Source organism: Paenibacillus sp. OK003, assembly GCF_900109515.1.
Classification (GTDB): Bacteria; Bacillota; Bacilli; order Paenibacillales; family Paenibacillaceae; genus Paenibacillus; species Paenibacillus marchantiae.
The window spans coordinates 218,406-239,620 of record NZ_FOBD01000006.1 but is presented as its reverse complement, the minus strand read 5'-3'; the positions used below and the strand labels follow the sequence as shown (position 1 = coordinate 239,620).

General features: G+C 45.9%; 18 protein-coding genes. 6 read left to right on the top strand and 12 right to left on the bottom strand.

What is annotated here, in order from left to right; translation table 11 throughout:
* Positions 1–174: 174 nt before the first annotated feature.
* The 4 genes from BMW94_RS11285 to BMW94_RS11270 form a co-directional block, all read right to left on the bottom strand.
* Positions 175–1,890 carry an ABC transporter ATP-binding protein gene (locus BMW94_RS11285; protein WP_063565539.1) on the bottom strand — a complete coding sequence of 572 codons (1,716 nt, stop codon included), beginning with the start codon at positions 1,888–1,890 and terminating at the stop codon, positions 175–177.
* 44 nt (positions 1,891–1,934) lie between these two features.
* Positions 1,935–2,966: a FecCD family ABC transporter permease gene (locus BMW94_RS11280; RefSeq protein ID WP_024631187.1), complete on the bottom strand. Its 1,032-nt coding sequence runs from the start codon at positions 2,964–2,966 to the stop codon at positions 1,935–1,937.
* Positions 2,967–2,968: 2 nt separating this feature from the next.
* A complete protein-coding gene (locus BMW94_RS11275) occupies positions 2,969–4,024 on the bottom strand; it encodes a FecCD family ABC transporter permease (RefSeq protein WP_090998341.1) in 1,056 nt (351 codons plus the stop codon).
* A gap of 239 nt (positions 4,025–4,263) precedes the next feature.
* A complete protein-coding gene (locus tag BMW94_RS11270) occupies positions 4,264–5,001 on the bottom strand; it encodes a glycerophosphodiester phosphodiesterase (RefSeq protein WP_090998338.1) in 738 nt (245 codons plus the stop codon).
* Positions 5,002–5,221: 220 nt separating this feature from the next.
* On the opposite strand from BMW94_RS11270, the gene BMW94_RS11265 reads away from it, so the two are divergent.
* On the top strand, positions 5,222–5,554 hold the full coding sequence (locus BMW94_RS11265; protein ID WP_090998335.1) for a hypothetical protein: 333 nt from the start codon (positions 5,222–5,224) through the stop codon (positions 5,552–5,554).
* A 174-nt stretch (positions 5,555–5,728) separates the two neighbouring features.
* Here the strand turns inward: BMW94_RS11265 and BMW94_RS30730 are convergent, their stop codons facing one another.
* The 5 genes from BMW94_RS30730 to BMW94_RS11245 all read right to left on the bottom strand — a co-directional run bounded on the left by BMW94_RS30730 (position 5,729) and on the right by BMW94_RS11245 (position 9,384).
* The gene (locus BMW94_RS30730; RefSeq protein ID WP_211754062.1) at positions 5,729–5,860 is read right to left on the bottom strand and encodes a YjcZ family sporulation protein; all 132 of its coding nucleotides are present in this window, start codon (positions 5,858–5,860) and stop codon (positions 5,729–5,731) included.
* 98 nt (positions 5,861–5,958) lie between these two features.
* Complete coding sequence (locus tag BMW94_RS11260; RefSeq protein WP_090998332.1) at positions 5,959–6,543, bottom strand: LOG family protein; 585 nt, start codon at positions 6,541–6,543, stop codon at positions 5,959–5,961.
* A 235-nt stretch (positions 6,544–6,778) separates the two neighbouring features.
* The gene (locus tag BMW94_RS11255; RefSeq protein ID WP_090998329.1) at positions 6,779–7,198 is read right to left on the bottom strand and encodes a hypothetical protein; all 420 of its coding nucleotides are present in this window, start codon (positions 7,196–7,198) and stop codon (positions 6,779–6,781) included.
* A gap of 20 nt (positions 7,199–7,218) precedes the next feature.
* Positions 7,219–7,887, bottom strand: coding sequence for a uracil-DNA glycosylase (ung, locus tag BMW94_RS11250; RefSeq protein ID WP_090998498.1), 669 nt, complete (start codon positions 7,885–7,887; stop codon positions 7,219–7,221).
* 276 nt (positions 7,888–8,163) lie between these two features.
* Positions 8,164–9,384, bottom strand: coding sequence for a MalY/PatB family protein (locus BMW94_RS11245; protein WP_090998326.1), 1,221 nt, complete (start codon positions 9,382–9,384; stop codon positions 8,164–8,166).
* Between the two features lie 247 nt (positions 9,385–9,631).
* On the opposite strand from BMW94_RS11245, the gene BMW94_RS11240 reads away from it, so the two are divergent.
* Positions 9,632–10,339 (top strand): helix-turn-helix domain-containing protein, encoded by a 708-nt coding sequence (locus tag BMW94_RS11240; protein ID WP_072735384.1) that lies wholly within the window; start codon positions 9,632–9,634, stop codon positions 10,337–10,339.
* 156 nt (positions 10,340–10,495) lie between these two features.
* Here the strand turns inward: BMW94_RS11240 and BMW94_RS11235 are convergent, their stop codons facing one another.
* Complete coding sequence (locus tag BMW94_RS11235; RefSeq protein ID WP_090998323.1) at positions 10,496–13,417, bottom strand: insulinase family protein; 2,922 nt, start codon at positions 13,415–13,417, stop codon at positions 10,496–10,498.
* Positions 13,418–13,777: 360 nt separating this feature from the next.
* Here BMW94_RS11235 and BMW94_RS11230 point away from each other — a divergent pair, with 360 nt between their 5' ends.
* From BMW94_RS11230 to BMW94_RS11215, 4 genes are read left to right on the top strand one after another with little or no spacing between them, the layout of a single operon-like run.
* Positions 13,778–15,475: a spore germination protein gene (locus BMW94_RS11230; protein WP_175480654.1), complete on the top strand. Its 1,698-nt coding sequence runs from the start codon at positions 13,778–13,780 to the stop codon at positions 15,473–15,475.
* Positions 15,472–16,572: a GerAB/ArcD/ProY family transporter gene (locus tag BMW94_RS11225; protein ID WP_175480653.1), complete on the top strand. Its 1,101-nt coding sequence runs from the start codon at positions 15,472–15,474 to the stop codon at positions 16,570–16,572. Before BMW94_RS11230 ends, BMW94_RS11225 begins: the two co-directional genes overlap by 4 nt.
* Positions 16,569–17,867 (top strand): Ger(x)C family spore germination protein, encoded by a 1,299-nt coding sequence (locus BMW94_RS11220; protein WP_090998315.1) that lies wholly within the window; start codon positions 16,569–16,571, stop codon positions 17,865–17,867. The genes BMW94_RS11225 and BMW94_RS11220 overlap by 4 nt, the downstream gene beginning before the upstream one ends.
* Positions 17,864–18,049: a hypothetical protein gene (locus BMW94_RS11215; protein WP_090998312.1), complete on the top strand. Its 186-nt coding sequence runs from the start codon at positions 17,864–17,866 to the stop codon at positions 18,047–18,049. Before BMW94_RS11220 ends, BMW94_RS11215 begins: the two co-directional genes overlap by 4 nt.
* Positions 18,050–18,462: 413 nt before the next feature.
* On the opposite strand, the gene BMW94_RS11210 is transcribed toward BMW94_RS11215, so the two are convergent.
* Positions 18,463–19,890, bottom strand: a complete 1,428-nt coding sequence (locus tag BMW94_RS11210; RefSeq protein ID WP_090998310.1) for a 6-phospho-beta-glucosidase — start codon at positions 19,888–19,890, stop codon at positions 18,463–18,465.
* Between the two features lie 16 nt (positions 19,891–19,906).
* On the bottom strand, positions 19,907–21,187 hold the full coding sequence (locus tag BMW94_RS11205; protein WP_090998307.1) for a glycoside hydrolase family 140 protein: 1,281 nt from the start codon (positions 21,185–21,187) through the stop codon (positions 19,907–19,909).
* Between the last annotated feature and the right edge of the window lie 28 nt (positions 21,188–21,215).

Genomic DNA, 21,215 nt, shown 5'->3' with positions numbered 1-21,215 from the left:
TATGTGGGAGGAACTATAACGATGAAAGCAACCGCAAGCTCAGGAACGTGATAATAAAAAGTAGATAAAAACGCCTTCATCTTACTCAGGATCATGAGTAGACGAAGGCGTCTTTTTTAAATTCATATACAGCTTTCTTATGCAGAATCAGAGTTCACGAACTTTCTGTTACGTTCAAGCACCAAACTGCGCATAATGCAGACGACTGTATACTCCACCTGCTTCAAGCAATTCTTCGTGTCTGCCCTGCTCTGTAATTCCCTGCTCGGCAACCACAATAATGCGATCCGCATTTTTGATCGTAGCCAATCTGTGGGCAATAACCAGGGTAGTCCGTCCTTCGGACAATTCCGCAAGGGATTGCTGGATCGCTGCTTCTGTCTCAGTATCCAATGCAGATGTAGCTTCGTCCAAAATTAGAATCGGAGGATTCTTCAGGAACATACGTGCAATGGACAAACGCTGTTTCTGTCCGCCGGACAGTTTCACACCGCGTTCACCAATTAACGTGTCCATTCCTTCCGGCATGGATGTGATCAGTGTTTCCATCTGTGCACGACGAGCTGCCATCCAGATTTCTTCTTCTGTTGCATCCAGCTTGCCATACGCAATATTCTCACGAACGGTTCCATCGAACAGGAACACGTCCTGCTGAACAATTCCGATCTGACTGCGCAATGAATCCAGCGTCATGTCTTGAATCTCCTGACCATCGATCGTGATGCGACCTTCCAGCACATCATAGAAACGAGGCAGCAGACTGCACAGCGTTGTTTTCCCTGCACCCGATGGTCCAACAAGGGCCACTGTTTCACCAGCGTGAATATTCAGATCAATCCCTTTCAGAACAGGCTCCTGATCCGAATAGCCAAAGGTCACCTGCTCATATCGGATATCTCCACGCAGATGAGATACCGTAGTGGCACCCGGTCGATCTTCAACGTCCGGCTCCATATCGAGCAATTCCGTATAACGTTTGAAACCCGCAATCCCTTTGGGATACGTCTCAATAACGGAGTTGATCTTCTGAATGGGTGTAAGAAACACATTGGACAGCATAATAAATGCAATAAATTGACCATAGCTCATACTGCCTTGAATGACAAACCATGTGCCGCATACCAGTACAAAGAGGGATACCAGCTTCATCAGCATGTAACTGATGGAAGAGTTCCAGGCCATGATTCTGTACGCGATCAGTTTGGTTTGACGGAAACGGCTGTTGTTTACAGCGAATTGTGCTTTTTCATGCTCTTCATTAGCAAAAGCCTGAACCACGCGAATACCACTTACATTGTTTTCTACACGTGCGTTGAAATCCGCTATATCCCCGAACATTCGGCTAAATGCCTTGGACATCTTGCTGCCAAAATACAAGGAAAGATAAATAATGAGCGGCACGATAATAAATGTTAACACGGCCAGATTTCCGTTAATGCTCATCATGATGCTGAATGCACCGATCAACGTCATTACTGCGATAAATACATCCTCCGGACCATGATGGGCAATCTCGCCGATATCCATCAGGTCATTGGTCATGCGAGAGACCAGGTGTCCGGTTTTGGTATTGTCAAAGAAACGGAATGATAACTTCTGTACATGATTGAAAAGAGCCTTACGCATATCGGTCTCGATATTAATACCAAGCTTATGTCCCCAGTATGTAACAACAAAGTTGAGGAACGAGTTTAATAGATAGATCGCGAGCAGCGCAAGACATGCCCATAATATCCAGTCCCAGCGTCCCCCTGGCAAAAGGTCATCCACGACTCTATTAACTGCCAGCGGGAAGGCCAGTTCCAGCAGAGCTACGAAAATCGCGCAGCTAAAGTCCAGAATGAACAGCTTTTTGTAAGGCCTATAATAGGCAAAGAAACGGCGAAGCATGGACTGAAGTCCTCCTTATAGCAACCATACAATATGATTGCTTTCTATTTCGTTTTGCTCAAGAGATACAGGAAGTACGGGGCACCAATGATGGCAACCAGAATACCTGCCGGAATCTCTGAAGGCTGCAAGATTACGCGTCCCAGCGTATCTGCAACAAGCACAAGCAATGATCCGACCAGTGCGGATGCAGGCAAAAGGAACTGATGTTTTGGTCCCACGAGACGACGTGCCAAATGTGGACCAATCAGACCCACAAAACCAATACCGCCACTGACGGATACGCATGATCCTGCCAGTCCCACGGCTGCAGCCAGCAGGATCAGTCTTTCGCGTTCCACCGGTGCGCCGAGACCACTTGCTGTTTGGTCACCAAGGTTCAGTACATTGAGCACACGGGCTTTATACAGAACAAGCGGCACAAGAACAATGAGAAACGGCAGCAGCGCCGTTACGAATTTCCAGTTGGAACCCCAGATGCTACCTGCCATCCAGGTGGCCACAAATTGATACTTCTCCGGACTAAGCCGAAGTGTTAACACGATCATGGCTGAGCTGATTCCTGCCGCTACCCCAATCCCTGTAAGCAACATGCGCGTAGGCATGAGCCCCTCTCCCTTTTTGTAAGAGAGCACATAAATCAGAAATGCAGCAAAAGTTGCCCCGATCAGGGCCAGGATTGGCAGCAAAAATACCGGAGCCGCCGTCGTTGTCGGGAAGAAGGAAACAAACAACATCACAACCAATCCGGCCCCAGCGTTGATACCGAGAATCCCTGGATCAGCCAGAGGATTTCGGGATACCCCCTGCAGAATACAACCGGATAGCGCAAGTCCCGCACCGACCAGAACCGAAATGACGATACGCGGCAAACGGAATTCAAACAAGATCAGTTCCTGCTTAGCTGTCCCACCGCCAAACAGGGTCCGCATCACCTCAAGTGGAGAAAGCCGAGTGAATCCTGTATTCATACTGATAATAAAAGCTGTAATAATCAACGCACCAAGCACAATCATGACAATGGTGCTTTTTGTTCTCTTTTTGCGTTCTGCTCCAACCAGAGTTGAGGATTCCATCGTTACAGAGTCCTCCTTTCTTTACGCGCCAGATAGAGGAAGAAAGGTACCCCAATTAGGGCAACCAAGGCGCCAATTGGCGTCTCATATGGCGGGTTAATCATACGTGCAGCCAGATCCGCGAATACGAGCAGCAGACTGCCCATCACTGCGGAACATGGAATAATCCAGCGATAATCGACCCCAACTAACTTACGTGTGAGATGGGGAATGATAAGTCCTACAAAGCCAACAGCACCCACCACGGATACAGCTGTACCTGCGAGGATTAATACAACAATCAGACCAACCAGCTTGATCAGGCCAGTACGTTGACCCAACCCAACGGCGATATCTTCTCCCAAGCTAAGCAGCGTAATGGAACGGGAGATAATAATCCCTGCAATAAGCGCAGCCAGCACCCAGGGGAACATCACTTCCAACTGGGACCACTTCGTCCCGGCTACACCGCCTGCTGTCCAGAAAGCGAGGTCTTGTCCAATTTTGAAATACAGTGCAATCCCTTCACTGAGTGCTGACAGCATCGCAGACACTGCCGCCCCCGCCAGAACGAGCCGGAGAGGTGTAAGCCCGGATTTGGACGCTGCACCGAAACCATAGACCAACAGAACCCCAAGTCCTGCACCAACGAAGGAGTACAGAATGATATACATATATGGCATGCCCGGGAAAAAGGCAAAGCAGATCGCGAGCGCAAATCCTGCGCCAGCATTCAGTCCGAGCAACCCGGAATCTGCCAGCGGGTTACGGGTCATCCCCTGCATAATCGCACCAGCTACAGCAAAGCAGGCCCCAACCATCGCTCCACCCAGAATACGCGGTAACCGAATTTCCCATATGATCTGATGCGGAGTCAGTTCAGGATTGAAGTTGAAAATCGCCTGCCATACAACGCCCAGCTTGATATCTGCGGCTCCAAATGAAATGGATAACGCCATACCCAGCGCGAGCAGAAGAATCCCCCCGGTCAGGATCAATGTGGCAGCCCAGGGACGAGTGTGTATTTTGGCTGTCGGTGATTCCGTAGGTTGACTTGCCGATGAAACTTTCGAACTCATATGCCCCCACCCTTGTTATGAGTGATGTAGACAGATCCTATGTACATAACAATCACCTCTCTATTAATACAAAACTGATATTGATATTGATTCTCATTCCCATAGACCATTGTATGTCAACTAGCTGTCTCTGGCAATGGACAAATGGGACAAGTTTATTGCATAAATGAATTTTTGTACTAAAAAAAGCTGCATGGAGTATAAGAACTCCAATGCAGCACCTTGGTTTTACATATGATTTAACGACTATGTACAGCAGTCAATGCTGTCAGCACATCCGGCACATCTGTAATAAGTCCCTTCACACCCATATCGATCAATTCCTGCATTTCGGCAGGATCATTCACCGTGAACGGGTGTGTTGCAATGCCCTGAGCCAACGCAGCAGCAACTTCTTCTCGTGTTACAGTAACCTTGTAGGGATGTAGAGCAGAAGCTTCCAGTTTGGCAGCATAATCATATGGGCGGTACAGCTTTTCCATATATAAAATTGCTGTGCGAATTTCCGGGGCAAGACGTTTGCACCTCACTACCGAGGCATGATTGAAGCTGGATAGAATGACCCGTTGTTCCATGCCCCAATTCCGAATCGCTTGTATCAACTTTTCTTCCATTCCCTTATAACTAACAATGCCATTTTTCAATTCCAGGTTAAGTAAAATGTCTTTCCCCCGAACCAGATCGAATAATTCATCCAAAGAAGGAATACGTTCTCCAGCAAAATCGGCATGGAACCAAGCTCCTGCGTCCAGAGTACGCAATTCTTCTACCGATTTATCCTTGACCCAGCCTTCTGCTCCGGCAGTGCGGCTTAACGTCTCATCATGGATCAGTACCAGTCTACCATCACTGGACAGCTGTACATCCGTTTCAATGCCTGTCGCTCCAAACTGCAAGCTGCGTTCAAACGCCACCATCGTATTCTCGGGGCATACGGCAGATGCTCCCCTATGGGCGATATTTTCAATTCTTTTCATTCCAGCGCCTCCTGAGTTCAACATTAACTCTATGATTCTCACTATAAACGCAGTTTGTCATACCTGTATTAACAGAGCATTTAATTGCATGCCCAGTCCGTGAACAGGGCAACATCTTGGAGGGCTGGGGATTCACTCATTTTGCGAACTCAATCTGTAAAGCAGACATAATATAGTATCAGTCATAGACAACTGCACTCCGCTGTAAGGAGGTCGCCCATTGAAACCCCTAACGAAGAACAGATCTGTATCTGCCAAATCTTCCTCCAAAAAAGCTCCCTTGCCCCGAATTTCTGCCAAAAGCAGATCCGGCAAACCCACCAGCAAAACAAGAACGCCCCCCGGACCACGCCAACACATGAAAAAGGCATCCGTTCGGGGGCTGTCTGTTCCCGACAAAACGAGTAATCAATCATCTGTTCTTGAAGAACAGAGTCAACTGGATAAGTTGGCTTTTATCGCTGCCATTCTTGCACTTATTGCAGCCGCAATTGGACTATACATTGCCTGGAGAACACTCAGTTTGCCTGGTGATACTGAGGTAACGGTCTAACTCCCCTTGCCCCACTCTGTCTCTCTTTTCCATGGAGACGGAGTTCTTTTTTTTGCAAACAGAAAAAACCGTTCCCCTGAGACGCCAGCTACACCGGCGTCTCTTTGGAAAGGCCATTTCTTCATCGGGCATTGCCCTGGCGATTACGTCACCGTCCCGGAATGGCTGATCGAATTACAGAACGAATGTACGAGAGATGATAACGAGCAGGATGAACAACACCAAAATTGCGCCTGTTGATGTCCATGCTCCACCGCCAAAGCCGCCGTATCCGTAACCGTATCCTGTGCCTTTGATTTCGCTCATGAGTGACACTCCCCTCTTTTAAGAAAGTACACTATAGACTATGTTTAGGGAGGGAACTTGCTTGGGCACATCAAAAAGTTTTCCGCTGGAGCGGGTAGTTATTTATCCTGAAGCTGTGACCATTTCTGGGTCAACTGTGCCGGAATATAGGATGACATCCGATTCAACAATTCATCCGGATCAGATTCCAGACTCCATAGACTGAGATGTGAGGTATTAGAGAAATCTTCCTGCACACTGTGCTCCACCATTTTCATCAACGGCTCGTAATATCCGTTTACATTTAACAAACCAACGGGTTTACGATGAATGCCAATTTGTGCCCAGCAAAGAACCTCGAATAGTTCTTCAAATGTCCCCATACCACCAGGAAGAGCCACAAATCCGTCGGACAGCTCGGCCATCGTTGCCTTGCGTTCATGCATCGTCCCCACTTCAATCAGCTGCGTAAGACCTCCATGTACCACTTCTCCCCGGAACAAGCCCGTCGGCATGACACCAATCACTTCTCCGCCCTGTTCCAGAGCAGCATCCGCGACCGCACCCATTAACCCCATACATGAACCGCCATAGACAAGTGCATAACCGCTATCGGCAATCTGTTTACCCAATTTAATAGCCTGCTGTGTGTAGTCGGGGTGATTTCCCGGGTTGGAGCCTGCAAAAACACATATACGTTTCACTGGGTTTCACTCCTTCTCATGATCTATTTCATTAGTGTATAACATGAATGTAAATACTATGTTACATCACTCATCATACTCAAGTGAATAAAAAAACACCCGACCGTTTGCAGCCGGTCGGGCTCCCATATTTAGTACACATCATTTAGAAGGGGTTGTTATACTGTTTACTATAAAGGCCGAACATTAAATCCATATGATCTTTGCATGAAATGAATATTAAATATCAGTGAACTTATCGTATTCCACGCCGTGAGCGCACCACAAACATATGCTTGTCCTTGCGAAGTATCCGGCCGTCTGCAAGCTCAACCTGATCATCATCATGACGTAAAATCGTTGTGGATAAGGCTACAATTTTGGCCCGACGCCAAATCATAACCTTTGATTTGAAATAGATGGCATTTTCAAACTGTACGGCCTTTTTCATCACATATCCTACCTTGTGCACCTCGGAACGCGCTTTTTTCAAGGGAAGGCTCTCTTCAGGCAGAGGCCGAATCATTGCGATATTGTCGAACGATACCTTGATTCGTTTGGGTCCGATTCGTACACAATCCGCTTCTTCATCCCACTCGACCAGCGTTCCTTTCAGTGGCTCTCGTATGCCGGTTGCACGATATACGGCTACTTTCCGTCCTACCCAATGTCGCAATGCCATCGCCCCCCGTTTGTCTAGTTTTCCGGTATCGTCCAATCGATCGGTTCAATACCTCTGGAGGTCAAAAATTCATTGGCTTTGGAAAAAGGACGACTGCCCAGGAAGCCACGATGTGCTGCAAGCGGACTTGGATGCGTAGACTCCAACACCAGGTGTTTATCCCGGTTAATGAATGCCCCTTTCTTCTGGGCATGACTGCCCCAAAGCATAAATACCATCGGTTCTGAACGTTCATTCAATGTCCGGATGACAGCGTCTGTAAACGTCTGCCAACCAAGTCCCTGATGGGAGTTCGGCTGCCCCTCCCGTACCGTCAGAACTGCATTAAGCAGCAGCACACCCTGCTCTGCCCAATGAACCAGCGATCCGTGATTCGGAATCGGCAGACCCAGATCCGCGTGAAGCTCCTTATATATATTTTTCAAAGAAGGAGGAATGCGCACCCCCGGTCTGACCGAGAAACTTAATCCTTGAGCCTGGCCCGCTCCGTGATAAGGGTCCTGACCAATAATAACGGCCTTAACCTTATGATACGGGGTCAGTTTAAGAGCCGAGAACAAATCTTCCTTGGGTGGAAAGATGGTCTGAGTTTTATACTCGGCGGCGAGTGCATAACGAATGTTGTTGAAATACTCGGCTTCAGTCTCTTCCTGAAGCAAGGTGTCCCAATCATTTCCAAACATATGTAAAGGCTCCTTTCCCTGATGAATACCTATCCGTGCAGTCCACATAACGAACTGCCACCTGCGTGAGCCGTATCCTACGACTCATAGACTATCCACCATTTTAACATAACCGGGGACAGCAGACCAGAAGTGTACATCAGGGGGTAGGGTTGCCTGTATAACTAACGTTACTTCAGACTGAACATGGAATAGCTATTGCTGTAAATTGTTGTACTTTGAATCGGTACTACAGAGTTAAAGAAACCCAGTATTTTGTTTATAGATAAACTTAAATCAGACTTGAACAGGTACGCCCTCATCTTTATTGACCAATACAGTGCTTATTCTTCTGAGCCCCTCTTCAAGAACCGAACGCGGACATGCCAGGTTCAGGCGGATACACCCGCCTCCATTAGCTACAAACATATGTCCATCTTCAAGTAATACCCCCGCTTGTTGAGCGAAAAATAAAGGCAGGTTTACATTTGCGGGGACGTATGCCGTAATATCAATCCATGCCAGATACGTAGCTTCCGGAATATGAAAGACCGCCTGTGGCAGATAACGTTTCACATATTGATCCACAACGGCAAAATTGTCGTCGAGATACATTTTCAACTGCTTCAGCCATTCGTCGCCATGTTCGTAAGCAGCCTGAGTCGCTGCAATGCTCAGCGGATTTTTGAATCCATAATGCCGTGTCTGCCAGGTCGTTCGGAGTCCTTCATTGGCAATAATCACGTTGGAGAACATCAGGCCCGCCATGTTGAACGTTTTGCTTGGAGACATACAGGTAATGATTCGATCCGTATCCGGGAACAGCTTGGCAAGAGGTGTATGCTTCTTACCTGTACGCAGCAAGTCACAGTGAATTTCATCCGAGATCACCCACACGTTATGGCTCAGACAGATCTCGCCCACACGTTGTAACTCTTCTGTTGTCCATACGCGTCCAGACGGATTGTGCGGATTGCAGAAAATACATAACGTGACTTGTTCATCACTGGCTTTGGCTTCAAAATCTGCAAAGTCTATTGAATAATGTCCCTGCTCGTTGATCAAATCCGAGCAAACCAGTTCAAGATGATTATGCTCCGCAGCCGATTTGAAATAACCATAGGAGGGTGTCACAATCAGCACCTTCTCATTCGGCTTGCAAATATATTCAACTAGTTCATATAGAGCAGGAATGATCCCATGTGATGTCTCCAGATGCTCCTTGGGAAAGGACCAGTCGTAGTATCTGTTCATCCAGTTGGAGACAGCTTCATAGTATGCCGGATCGAACACCTGAGAGTACCCCATAATCTTCCTGTCCAGGCGCTCCTTGACTGCTTCCCGTATTTCGGGAGGGGTGGCAAACTCCATATCTGCAATCCACATGCGAATAAATTCTTCATCCTTAAAGGGAAATTTCATATCTTCCGTTGCGTTAAAAATATATTGACGGAAACCGTCCGTATTCATGGCATTGGTTCCTGTGCGATCAATAATCTCATCAAAATCATACTTCATAGCCTTCTGCGCCTCTTTCTCTCTGTTCTCCATCCTGGGATGAGGTTCTGTTAGACACATTATTTCATGGCTTAGAAGTTACATCAAACGCAATTGAATCTATTCAGAAGAAACAAATCCATCTTAATGTTTCTTCTGAATAGGTATTTTCATGAAAAACGTGTTATATTTTTCGTATAGATTGATTTTAACGAGAGGTTTCACCTTTTCTCATATTCTTAAGAAACTTAGCAGAAGGAGATCCGATATGAACACCATCAACAAAGAAGTGGGCAAGAAAATCCGTAATTTTCGCAAATGGAAAGGGTTAACGGTCCAGCAGCTGGCGGATCAGATTCACAAAAGCAAAGCCACTCTGTCCAAATATGAGAGCGGAGATATTACCCTTGATGTAGTCACGCTGCATCAAATTGCTGATTCATTGAACATTCAGGTGGAGCAGCTGCTGTATATTGAACCCAAGCAAGCCTCTCCTCTTATGAATACGGTACCGTCCAGCTTTTTCAAAAATTCCACACGGTTTTATTCGTATTTTTATGACGGGCGCAACAACAGCCTCATTCGTTGTGTCATTGACATGATGGCACAGTCGGACGCGAATCGTTATCGAACCGTGATGTATATGAACGTCAAGAATTTTGAAAATTATCAGGAATGCGAAAATATGTATTGGGGGCACACCGAGCATTACGACACACTCACCACGCTGATTCTGAAAAATCAGGCCACACCGCTGGAGAACCTGTATATTAACATTTTGGCATCTTTTCAGGAATCCGAGAAAAAGTGGGGGTTGATGGCAGGCGTTTCCTTCCGTCCCTTTATGCCCATCGCTTTGAAAATGCTATTCTCTCGAACGCCCTTGCCTGAAAATCAGGAGTTATATAACGAGCTGAAAATGTCTAAGGAAGATCTGCGCACGTTAAAGATCTATAATATGCTCGCCGTCACCTAAACCTCAACAGAAGCTGATATCATCAGAATGGATTGGATGAGAACCCCCCTGTATAACAAGAAAAAGGCGGCAGTTATAAGCTATTACAGCTCATAAAAGCGCCCTTGGTGATCAGATGTTTATTAATTCACACTTCGACTTTGATGCATTATTCGATTAGTTCTTGATCAAATCAAGGGTTTCGTCAAATAATTGCTTCTGGTCCTCAATCTTGTTTTCATTACCGATAACACAGCGTTGCTGCTGTTCCAATATGGCGGATACCACTTCCGCAAAACCTATAATGTCACTTTCTGTTGTGCTTAGCACTTCATCCCGTTCTTTCTGAAGATCGGCTTCGGTGACATTAGACAGATAACATTCCAGAGAGAATGATCCTTCGCCATAAGGGGTCCTTGGTGTATCGAGGTCCTGGATGGCGCCAATGATATATCTTGTCATTTCCCGTTTATCTGCTTTGAAATCCTTCAGGTATTGCGGCATCTCTTCATAAACTTTGTATGTTTTTTCGAGATTCGGGTCGCGGTACGATGCTACATAGCTATCTCCGTTACGTCTGAAGCCTGACATGCAGCCGTATGCTCCGCCTTTGGCCCTGATATTGTTCCATAAGTAATCCAGAGAAAGAATCCCCTGCAAGACACGGAGCGAGCCAGTGTATGAATACCCTTTATCGATAAAATTACCTGTTTGAACGACATATTGGACTTCAGATGGAGATCTGAATCCTTCGTTGTGATGCACAGGTGTAAATGCTTCTTTTTCTTTGGCAACGTCTTGGGTGAACAGCTTCGCTTTCAAATCGGATACCTGTTTCTCCAAGCCCACGTACCCCTGATCATCCGCAGTGTAGCTCACCAGCAGGTTTTCCGGTCTGAAAATAAAGCCAGTCAATGATTGAAGGCTGGTCGACAGTTCTTCTTTTCTTGTATCAAAGTTCTCCTGAAGTTCCTCAAGCCACTGGTAAAAGGCGATGCCGCTAACCGCTTCCCTGAAGTCTGCAACAGCCGAGTGTTTAGAGGTCGAACGGCCAATTCCCGCTGAATGCCCTCCGCTGATCAGATTGCGCTGCAAGTTGCCTTTCAACTGAGCAATAATTTCGTACAAACGCTTCGAATCATCAAATTTGGACGTAAACACAATTTCCTTGATCATGTCAAAAGCAAATCCAAGTTTGTCATACAGCACTTTGGCGTTGAATTCATACGTAGCCTTGAAATCACGGTGCTCATGCGCGTTTGCATACGTACCAATGCTACTATGAATGCCCCCGGAATGAATGTGAATCTCATTCGACAATTCATTAAATGAGAAATTTTGAGTGTCGACGTAACCGAGCACACTTTTCAGCAATCCAACATACGGCAGCAAACGCCGTGGGACTTCCTTAATATCGAACAACAGTCTCAGATAACCGATCCCATTCGTATAGATGTTATGGTGCAGTACCGTTGTACCTTCGACCTGATTTACCGTCTGATACAGCGTCGATGCTTTCGGTTCAATATCCTCTATCGACAACGTCGGAATCACCTGTTGTTGCTCCTTGGTTGAAGGTGCATTCTGGTACTCGGCGAGAGCCTCGGTTCTCTGAATGAGTTGCTGAATCTCTTCTTGACTCAGTCCCGCCTGAACGGATTTCAGATGTGCTTTCAGCGCTTCCTCTTTGCGTGCGTTCAATCCTTTATCCGGCGTGACAGCAACGAAAGAAGTATGTGTATTTTTCAGTAAATACGTATCAATCAACTTCTCAAAGTAACCCTCGGTCATCTTCGTTCTGAGCTCGGCGAATACGTCATTCGCTTCCAAATGAGTAAATGGAGCATCGACATCATACAGCCAGCTTTGCAATGAAGAGAAACCGTAGATTAATCCTTTGGGCATTCTTCCATAATCCGCTTCACGGTGGTTGAACTCATAGGAATTGATACCTGCGAGCAGCGCTTTTGGATCAAAGCCTTCTTTCACAACACGCTCTAGCACCTCTTTTACCGTCCCCAGAAAATCTTCTTTGCTCGCCAGATTGCTCTTCTTCAATCCAACGGTGAACACGGGCTGATACAGGCTGTCATCATACGTGCCATAGACATCCTTTGCAATGCCCTTATCCAGCAGAGCCTGCTTCAGAACCGCTCCCGGAGCGTTAAGCAGTGCGTACAGCAAAATTTGAAACGAGATGTTCAATTCCTTGTCCAGACTTGTTCCAATGACCGCATTATAGGTCAAGAAGCTGTTATCCACTTCGGATTCGGTACTCCCGGCAGAATATGTCTTAACTGCGTCCACTCTTTCTCCGAATGCAGGCTGGAGCTTTACTGCAGAATCAATCTCAATCCGATCATATTCATTCAGATAGTTCTCATCTAACCACTGCAATTTTTCTTCCATGTCCATATCGCCATACAAATAAATGAAGCTGTTGGACGGATGATAGTATCTGGAGTGGAAATCCAGCAAGCCTTGATAAGTCAGATCGGGAATGGCATCGGGAAATCCGCCTGATTCACAGGAATAAGTAGTATCCGGGAAAAGTGAATTCAAAACTTCTCTACGTACAATCCGTTCCGGTGAAGAAAATGCACCCTTCATCTCGTTATATACAACGCCGTTATAGGTTAACTCATCTTCAGCTGAGGTCAGGTTGTAATTCCAACCCTCCTGCAGAAATATTTTTTCATTATCATAAATATTTGTATGGAGTACCGCATCCAGATAAATGTCCATCAGGTTATGGAAGTCATGATCATTCCGGCTTGCAATCGGATAGATCGTTTTATCGGGATAAGTCATCGCGTTCAGAAATGTATTAAGAGAACCCTTCAGCAATTCAACAAAGGAATCCTTGGCCGGAAATTTCTTGGAGCCACACAGTACGGAATGTTCCAGAATATGAGCTACACCTGTATTGTCTTCCGGAGGAGTACGGAAACCGATACTGAACACTTTATTATCATCCTGATTGGATAAGAGTACAATTTTGGCTCCGGATTTCTGATGTTCCAGGAGATACGCATCTGACTGCAACTCTTCGATTCTGCGTTCCTGCAGCACCTTATAGGGCTTAAGCTGTTTCAACATGGGTCGAGTCCTCCGTCCATAAATTGTTTAGTTTGGTATGCAACCTTGCGTTCTTCAAGTTCAAAAGTAAAGGTAATATATGCCTATGGATATTATACACCATCGTTGCATGTCTTCCTAACGGGCAGCACCACAGGTGTCATCTGATATGTATTATGATCTTCACCATAAAATAATCGCTGGCACATAAAAGATTTTCATTAAAATGAGAAATGTTGTTATTTATCCTTTCAACGGGCGCGAGATACAAGTTCTAACCCTATACGCCGCATAAATATGAAATTGGGAAGAGACACTACAATTACCAATACAACAATGATTCTGCGAGCGCTGACTCGCTTTTCCCAGGAGATGAGACAGATGAGTAGCTGGAAAAAATTCAAAAAATATTTGATCGCTGACTTGTCGGAGGGCCCTCCCCCTGATCAACCCTTCTCCCTTGGACACTGGAATACTGAAAACAAAGGAGAAACGAGTCCGTCCTCCTCGAAGGATGAGCGTGTGGAAATGCCCCAAGCCCAACCGTGGACTAGCGAGAAGCAATCTCCATTGCTGTCTTTGGTTATGAAAGAAAATATGGATTGGCTGAGCAAACAGTTTTCTTATCCTAAGAGTAGTGGTTTAATTTTCCACCCTGTTACGATAGGCTCTCAAGACAATCAGGGTATGGTCATCTTTATGGATAGTCAGGTGGATGGACGGCTGCTCTACGAAACCATTATTCATCCCTTGTTGACAGCAAATGTATCCATGGACCCGCCACTGAAGATCGAAACGCTGAAGAACGAAATTCTGACGAACTGCAAGCAAAATGCGACCTCTTCTCTTGAACTTATCGTGCAAGCCATTCTAAAGGGGTCCGCTGTCGTCATGGTGAACGGACTAGAGGAAGCGGTAATCGTGGACGTTAAAGACGGGAATGAACGAAGTCTGGAAAATCCCAAAACGGAAAATGTGATCCTTGGTTCCCAAGTTGGATTCACGGAAAATATACAAACCAATCTGTCATTAATCAGAAGACGTCTGCAAACGTCAGATCTGATGGTTGAATCCGGTGTCGTCGGTACGATCTCTCGGACTTCAATTTCGATCGTTTACCTGAAATCCATCGCTAATAGAGCTCTTGTCAATGAAGTGCGCAGACGCATCGCCAACATCAAGATGGATTACATAGGCGACAGCGGAATGTTGGAGCAATTGATTGAAGATAGACCCAATTCGATATATCCCGCGATGTTAAGCACAGAAAGACCCGACCGCGCTACGAGTCAAATTGTGGATGGCTATGTATGCATTCTGGTGGATAACTCTCCTTTTGCGCTAATCGTGCCCAGTCAGTTCCCCTTGTTTCTGCAAACGGCCGAAGACAGTAATCTCCGCTGGCAATACAGTTCTTTTCTTCGGATAATCCGGGTGGTTGGCTTTTTCCTTTCGTTGTATTTGCCCGCCCTATTTGTTGCCATTGCGAATTTTCATCAAGAGATGATACCGACTACACTTGTGCTCGCGATTGCGAGTACGCGGGAATCCATCCCCCTGCCCGTTGCCGCCGAAGCATTTCTTCTGGAAGCGATGTTCGAGCTGATTCGGGAGGCCGGTGTACGCATTCCAAGTGTGATCGGTCCGACTATTGGTATCGTAGGGGCGTTGATTATGGGACAGGCTGCTGTACAAGCTAACATCGTTAGTCCAATCATGGTTATTATCACGGCGGCCACAGCGCTTGCCTCCTATACGATTCCCAACTATAACATGCAATTCGCGACCCGAATCCTCCGGTTTGTTTATTTGGCCTGTGCTTCGTTTATGGGCTTGATCGGTATTCTGCTGCTGTCGATGATTTTGTGGACGGACTGGATTGCCACCAACCGATTCGGAGTGCCCAGTTTGGCTCCAATTACACCTAAACATCCGGGAGACAATTCACTTCTCCGTAACCCATGGCATCACCAGACTCGTAGACCCGCTTCGCTACGCCCGCAAAAGAAACAAAAAATGGAGGAAACACACGATATAACTCCATCCTCTCCGTCCGGAGAAGAAAGAGGCCCCTCGTGAAAAAGAATTATATCGGTGTTTATGAAGCGGCATCGATCGGGATCATTTTCATCATCACCAAGATCTTTTTGCCATTTCAAAGATCTCTTGCAGAACTCGGCGGGACGGCAGCATGGATCATTGTTCTCATCGCAGCAGTTCTGTGTCCGCTGACATGGTGGGCAATCCGGGGAGTACTGCAAAATGCCACTGAAGGTTCTACTCTGATGGCAGCGACGGAGGAAATATGGGGCTCGCTAATAGGTACATTACTGAATATCATCTACTTTTGCTTCTTCTTCATGATTACCTTCCTGGTTTTGCGTGAATTCTCGGAACTGCTCACTTCCGATATTTTGCCGCGGACACCGATTAACATTATTCAAATCTCGCTCCTGATCTCCATTTCCTTTATGGCCCATTCCGGCATAGAGGCTATTGGACGCCTATGCTGGATCGCCATCTTCCTGATCGTAGGGAGCGTCATCATTGTACTCATGGGTGGATTAATGACCCATTCGGAAATCAATGCGCTATCTCCCTTTTGGGGAACAGGTCCAAAAGATGTATTGAAGTACGGGATCATCAAAAGCTCCTTGTTTTCGGAAATGCTCGTGTTCGGTTTCCTTCTGCCCAGATTGCGGAAAAAGCAGGAATGGGGTCGTGCCGCATGGTGGTGCATTCTGATTTCATCTCTCATGCTATTTGGCACTACCATCGTGTATATGTTTGTTTTCCCGTATCCATCAGCCATCCGGCTTAACGTTCCCATGTATGAAGTGAGCCGTTTAATTATTTTTGGCCGATGGATTCAGCGGCTGGAGAGTCTGTTCCTTATCGCATGGCTAATCAGCGCCGTGATCAAGCTGGCCATCGGATTATATTGCGCTGCTGCGACAATGTCCCAGGTTTTGAAATTAACCAAAGTCAAGCCATTAATTTTCCCGCTGTCTCTCCTGGTGTATGCCTTTGCCTTACTACCCACCAGTGAAATGAAAGCCGTCGCCTGGGACGGGAAATTTCTGCGCACTTACGGGTCAATCATCTCCATTGGCCTGCCCATGCTTACATGGTTTGTCGGCATGATTAAAATGAAAATGAGGAGGCGCACAACATGACACGATTCCAGCCCATCAGCAAATGTTCCCTCCTCCTTATCTTCATTTTTCCACTGCTGACGGGGTGCTGGGATCGGCTAGACCCGGAAAACATGGCATTCATCATGGCTGTAGGCGTAGATCCTGGACCACAGAACGATTATATCTATACCTTTGCCGTCGCCATGCCCAAGTCAAACAGCAGCATGAATAGCGAGAGCAAGTCAGAATCCAAGAGTATAGTGAATGTTTTTTCTCAAGAAGGTGCGAGCCTTTCTTCCGCCATGCTTACAAGTCAAAGCTATGTAGCCCGAAGGCTGACCCTCATTCATTCCAAGGCATTCATTCTGGGGGATGGCGTTGCCCGTGAGGGCATTATGCCGGTCATCGGTGAGGTTGTACGAAATTCGGAATTCCGTCGAACGGTCAATGTGATAACGACAAAAGGTCGGGCAGATAGATACATCCAAAATATTAAACCTGTAATGGAGGATGATATTGATCTGTGGTTTGAGCTTGAGATGGACCCCCACAATACGGGAGCCATCACGCCCAAGAGATCCCGTTTTCACGATTTTATTCTGGACATTGAACAACCGGGGACCGGAGGCACAACGATTCTGTCAGCAGCACGTCCTGATGTGGAGAAAGGTTCCCTGAGTTGGGACAAGGAAGAGTCATCTTTAAGCTCAAAAGAAGAGCCACCCATCACGAGTAATACCTATGCAGGTAATCTTCCCAGAAAGGGAGAGACCCCCATCGATTTCTTTGGAAGTGCAGTATACAGGGGGCAAAAACTGGTCGGTTACCTTACCGCACTGGAAACCAAAACGCTCAACATTCTGCGTGGGGAGTTTGAAGAAACCGTCATGGAATTTCATGATCCGGTTGATCCCAAGTACAATCTGACCATCAGTATGGATGCGCTGAAAAAAAATCCGCTTACCTTAACGCACACAGACGACCAAATTAATGTCTCCTTGTCTCCCCATATGGTTGGAGAATTGATAGGTTCCATGTCAAAAGTGGATTACACGTCGCCCGAAAATATGAAGTTATTAGAAAATTCTGTTCAAGAACAGTTGACATCCATGGCCTCAGAACTTCTGGATAAAACACTCTATACATGGAATGTGGATTGTGTTCATATTGGGAACCGCCTCCGGGCCACTTTCCCCACACTTCAGGAGTGGTACGCCTATAAGTGGAGAGAACATATCAAAGAAACGAAATACCATTTGGATATTCGTTTCCGCATGAAAAGGCATGGAGATCAGGTCGGTCCTGCCGTTGAAGGAGATGAGATGAAAAAATGACGGCTGTAATTGCAAAACTCTTTATATTGGGTATTCTTTCCTTGTGGGCAGGCATCTATATTGGAAGTCTGGCTCCAACACTCTGGAAACAAAAGAATTACAGGGGCGCAGCAGGCACTGCGATACTTGCGGGATTGACTATGGTTCTGCCGGTTGTTTTTACGCTTATCAGGAACAATTAAGATATTCCTCCGATAAGAGGCCTAAACCTTCAACATAAGCTAATTGATCAGATTGGATTAATTGGAAATAACCCTGTATAACAAGAAAAGGGAGCTTTTATAAGCTATTACAGCTCATAAAAGCTCCCTTTGGTATTCATACATTTATTACTTCACACTTCGACTTTGAGGCATCCTTCGATGAGTTCTTGATCAAATCAAGGGTTTCGTCAAATAATTACTTATGGTCCTCAATCTTATTTTCATTACCGATAACACAACGTTGCTGCTGTTCCATTAGAGCTGTGGCGGATACCAGTTCCGCAAAACCTATAATGTCACTCTCTGTTGTGCTAAGCACTTCATCCCGCTTTTTTTGAAGATCGGCCTCGGGTTTTCCCTCTTAATTAAAAGGGCTTGGTTTTGAATCCGATTTAATCTAAATCATCACCGTTGCTTTGGATAACTTTTTGATACCAATAAAATGATTTTTTCTTACTACGTTTCAGAGTACCCTTACCTTCATCATCACGTTCAACGTAAATAAATCCATAACGCTTGCTCATTTCGCCCTTGGTCGCACTCACCAGATCAATGCATCCCCAAGTGGTATACCCTATCAACTCAACGCCATCTTCCAGGACTGCTGCTTTAAATGCCTTAATATGCTCACGCAAATATTCGATTCGATAATCATCTTCCACATAGCCATTTTCATCTGGCGTATCCACCGCACCAAGTCCGTTTTCCACAATGAATAATGGTTTCTGATAACGGTCATATAAAATACTCAGCGCTGACCTCAATCCTAAGGGATCAATCTGCCAGCCCCATTCGGAAGACTTCAAATAAGGATTTTTAATAGATTTAAATATATTTCCAGCCGTTTCATGAGCAACAGATGGATCGGTAGCAACAACTCGGGAAGAGTAGTAGGAAAATGAAATAAAATCAACTGTATGTTGTTTTAACAGTTCTTGGTCGCCCTGTTCCATTACAATATGAATATGTTCTCGTTCGAATTTTTTTAATGCATAACTCGGATAAGCACCCCGGGATTGAATGTCAATGAACAAATAATTTTCCCGATCCTTTTCGACTGCTTTTGCATAATCCTCCGGACGACAAGAATATGGATAGTTATTTCCTCCTGCCAGCATACAGCCAATCCTGTTCTCCGGATCTACTTCATGCGCTATTTTGGTTGCAATCGCACTGGCCATTAATTGATGATGCATGGCTTGATATTTAACCTGATCTTCATTTTCATCTGCTTCAAAACATAAGCCCGCACCCAAAAATGGTGCATGCAATATCATATTCACTTCATTAAAGGTCAGCCAATATTTTACCATCCCTTTGTAATGATCGAATACGGTACGACAATAGTTCTCAAAAAAAACAATCATTTTACGATTACGCCATGACCCGTATTGTTGAATAAGAGTGACGGGTACATCAAAATGTGCTAACGTTACCAATGGCTCAATATTGTGCTTTCGTAACTCCCAAAATATATTTTCATAAAAGGTTAAACCTTCATCGTTCGGCTGCTCATCATCCCCATTGGGAAAAATTCGAGTCCATGATATCGACATGCGATACGTTTTGAAGCCCATTTCAGCAAATAATTTGATGTCAGCCATATACTGATGATACATATCAATTGCTTCATGAGCCGGATAAAAGTGCTTATCATCCAATTCAAGCATTTTTATTTTTCCGGCCATTACTCCTGCTCGATCTTTGCCTATAGGCAATAAATCAACATTGGCTAAACCACGGTTTCCTAAATTATATCCGCCTTCACTTTGATTCGCCGCGGTTGCGCCGCCCCACAGAAAGTTAGGACCTAACCCCATTCCAGATCACCTCATATTATTTTCTCACACCAATTACAAAAACATCACTTTCGAAATCATGCATATCTATAACTGTCGTTTTCTCTTGAACAGTGATGACAGCGGCCGCGAATCTGCGGTGTTCAAGGTCAATAATTGTAAACTCATATTCACCAAGATCCGCATCCAACCTCAGCACGGTATTGACAGGCACATAAATGGCGACCTTGGACAAGTTGGTGGTTGCCGCTGCCCGGATCTCTTCCGTGTTCTTAAGCACAATGTCCCATGGCTGCAAGTCGATAAGCCCATACATCTGAAACAGCCATTTGGCAAAGCCGTAATCCCACGCCCCTTCAAATTTTAGAGCAGTCTGCCAATCATAGGGGCTGTCAAACCCTTCTCCGGTAACTCCGAATCGTCTGCCTTTCTTGTGCCAACTCCAGATTCCGTGTGCACCGTAAGCTACACCGGCAGTTGCCCCGGATAAAAGACTTTGCCAGGCAGCCTTACGCACATCGGCACGACTGAACCGGCCATAACCCTGGCGGCTGTACCCCATCATTTCGTAGCAAGGCTCCGAGTTTAACACAGGCCGTGTTACCGGCTTGCTATTAAAATCCATAGCTAAGGTGTAAGCCGTAGATTGAAACTGCGAATTGTGCCCAGACTGGTACATATAGAAATCCAGATCACCATCGTTAATGAATTCGGCTGGCACTTCCGCAAGTCGTCCTTGAATATGCAAGGTGGTCAAGCACTCCGGGCTATACTTTTTCACAGCATGAAGTGCGGTCCGGTAGTATTCATTCGCCCGTTCAGACGGAAAGTCGGTGTCCCCACTCACGATATAGATTGGATCGTATTTGGAGAAGCGGTTCGCTGCATAACGCACGTACGGCTCGACAGCATCCAGCGGCATCTTCTTATCCTCCCGGATTCTGGACGCCCAGGTATCAGGAATATAATTACACCAGAGCAGGACTAGAGCAGGTACAAAACCTTTGTCCACCGCTATTTTCAACATTTGCTCGGCTCTTTCGAAATACTCCTCATTTAGCGAATAAAAATCAAAAGTGCCGTCTTCACACAGGGCAAATGGCTCCTGATTCAGATCACTGCCGCTGGCATCCCACTGCCGCAACAGGTTAATCTGCAGGACATTAAAGCCCTGGCTTTTCCTGTAGTCCAGATAATAGTTCCATTCCTCCATCGAGATATTAGTAAATGCACTCCAGACTGTATCGGCCAGATAGAAAAACGGAGCCCCTCCGCTGATGAAATGACGTTTATTCTCCGCTATCTCAAGCTTGATCATTACAACCTCTCCTATCTCTTGAGTAATA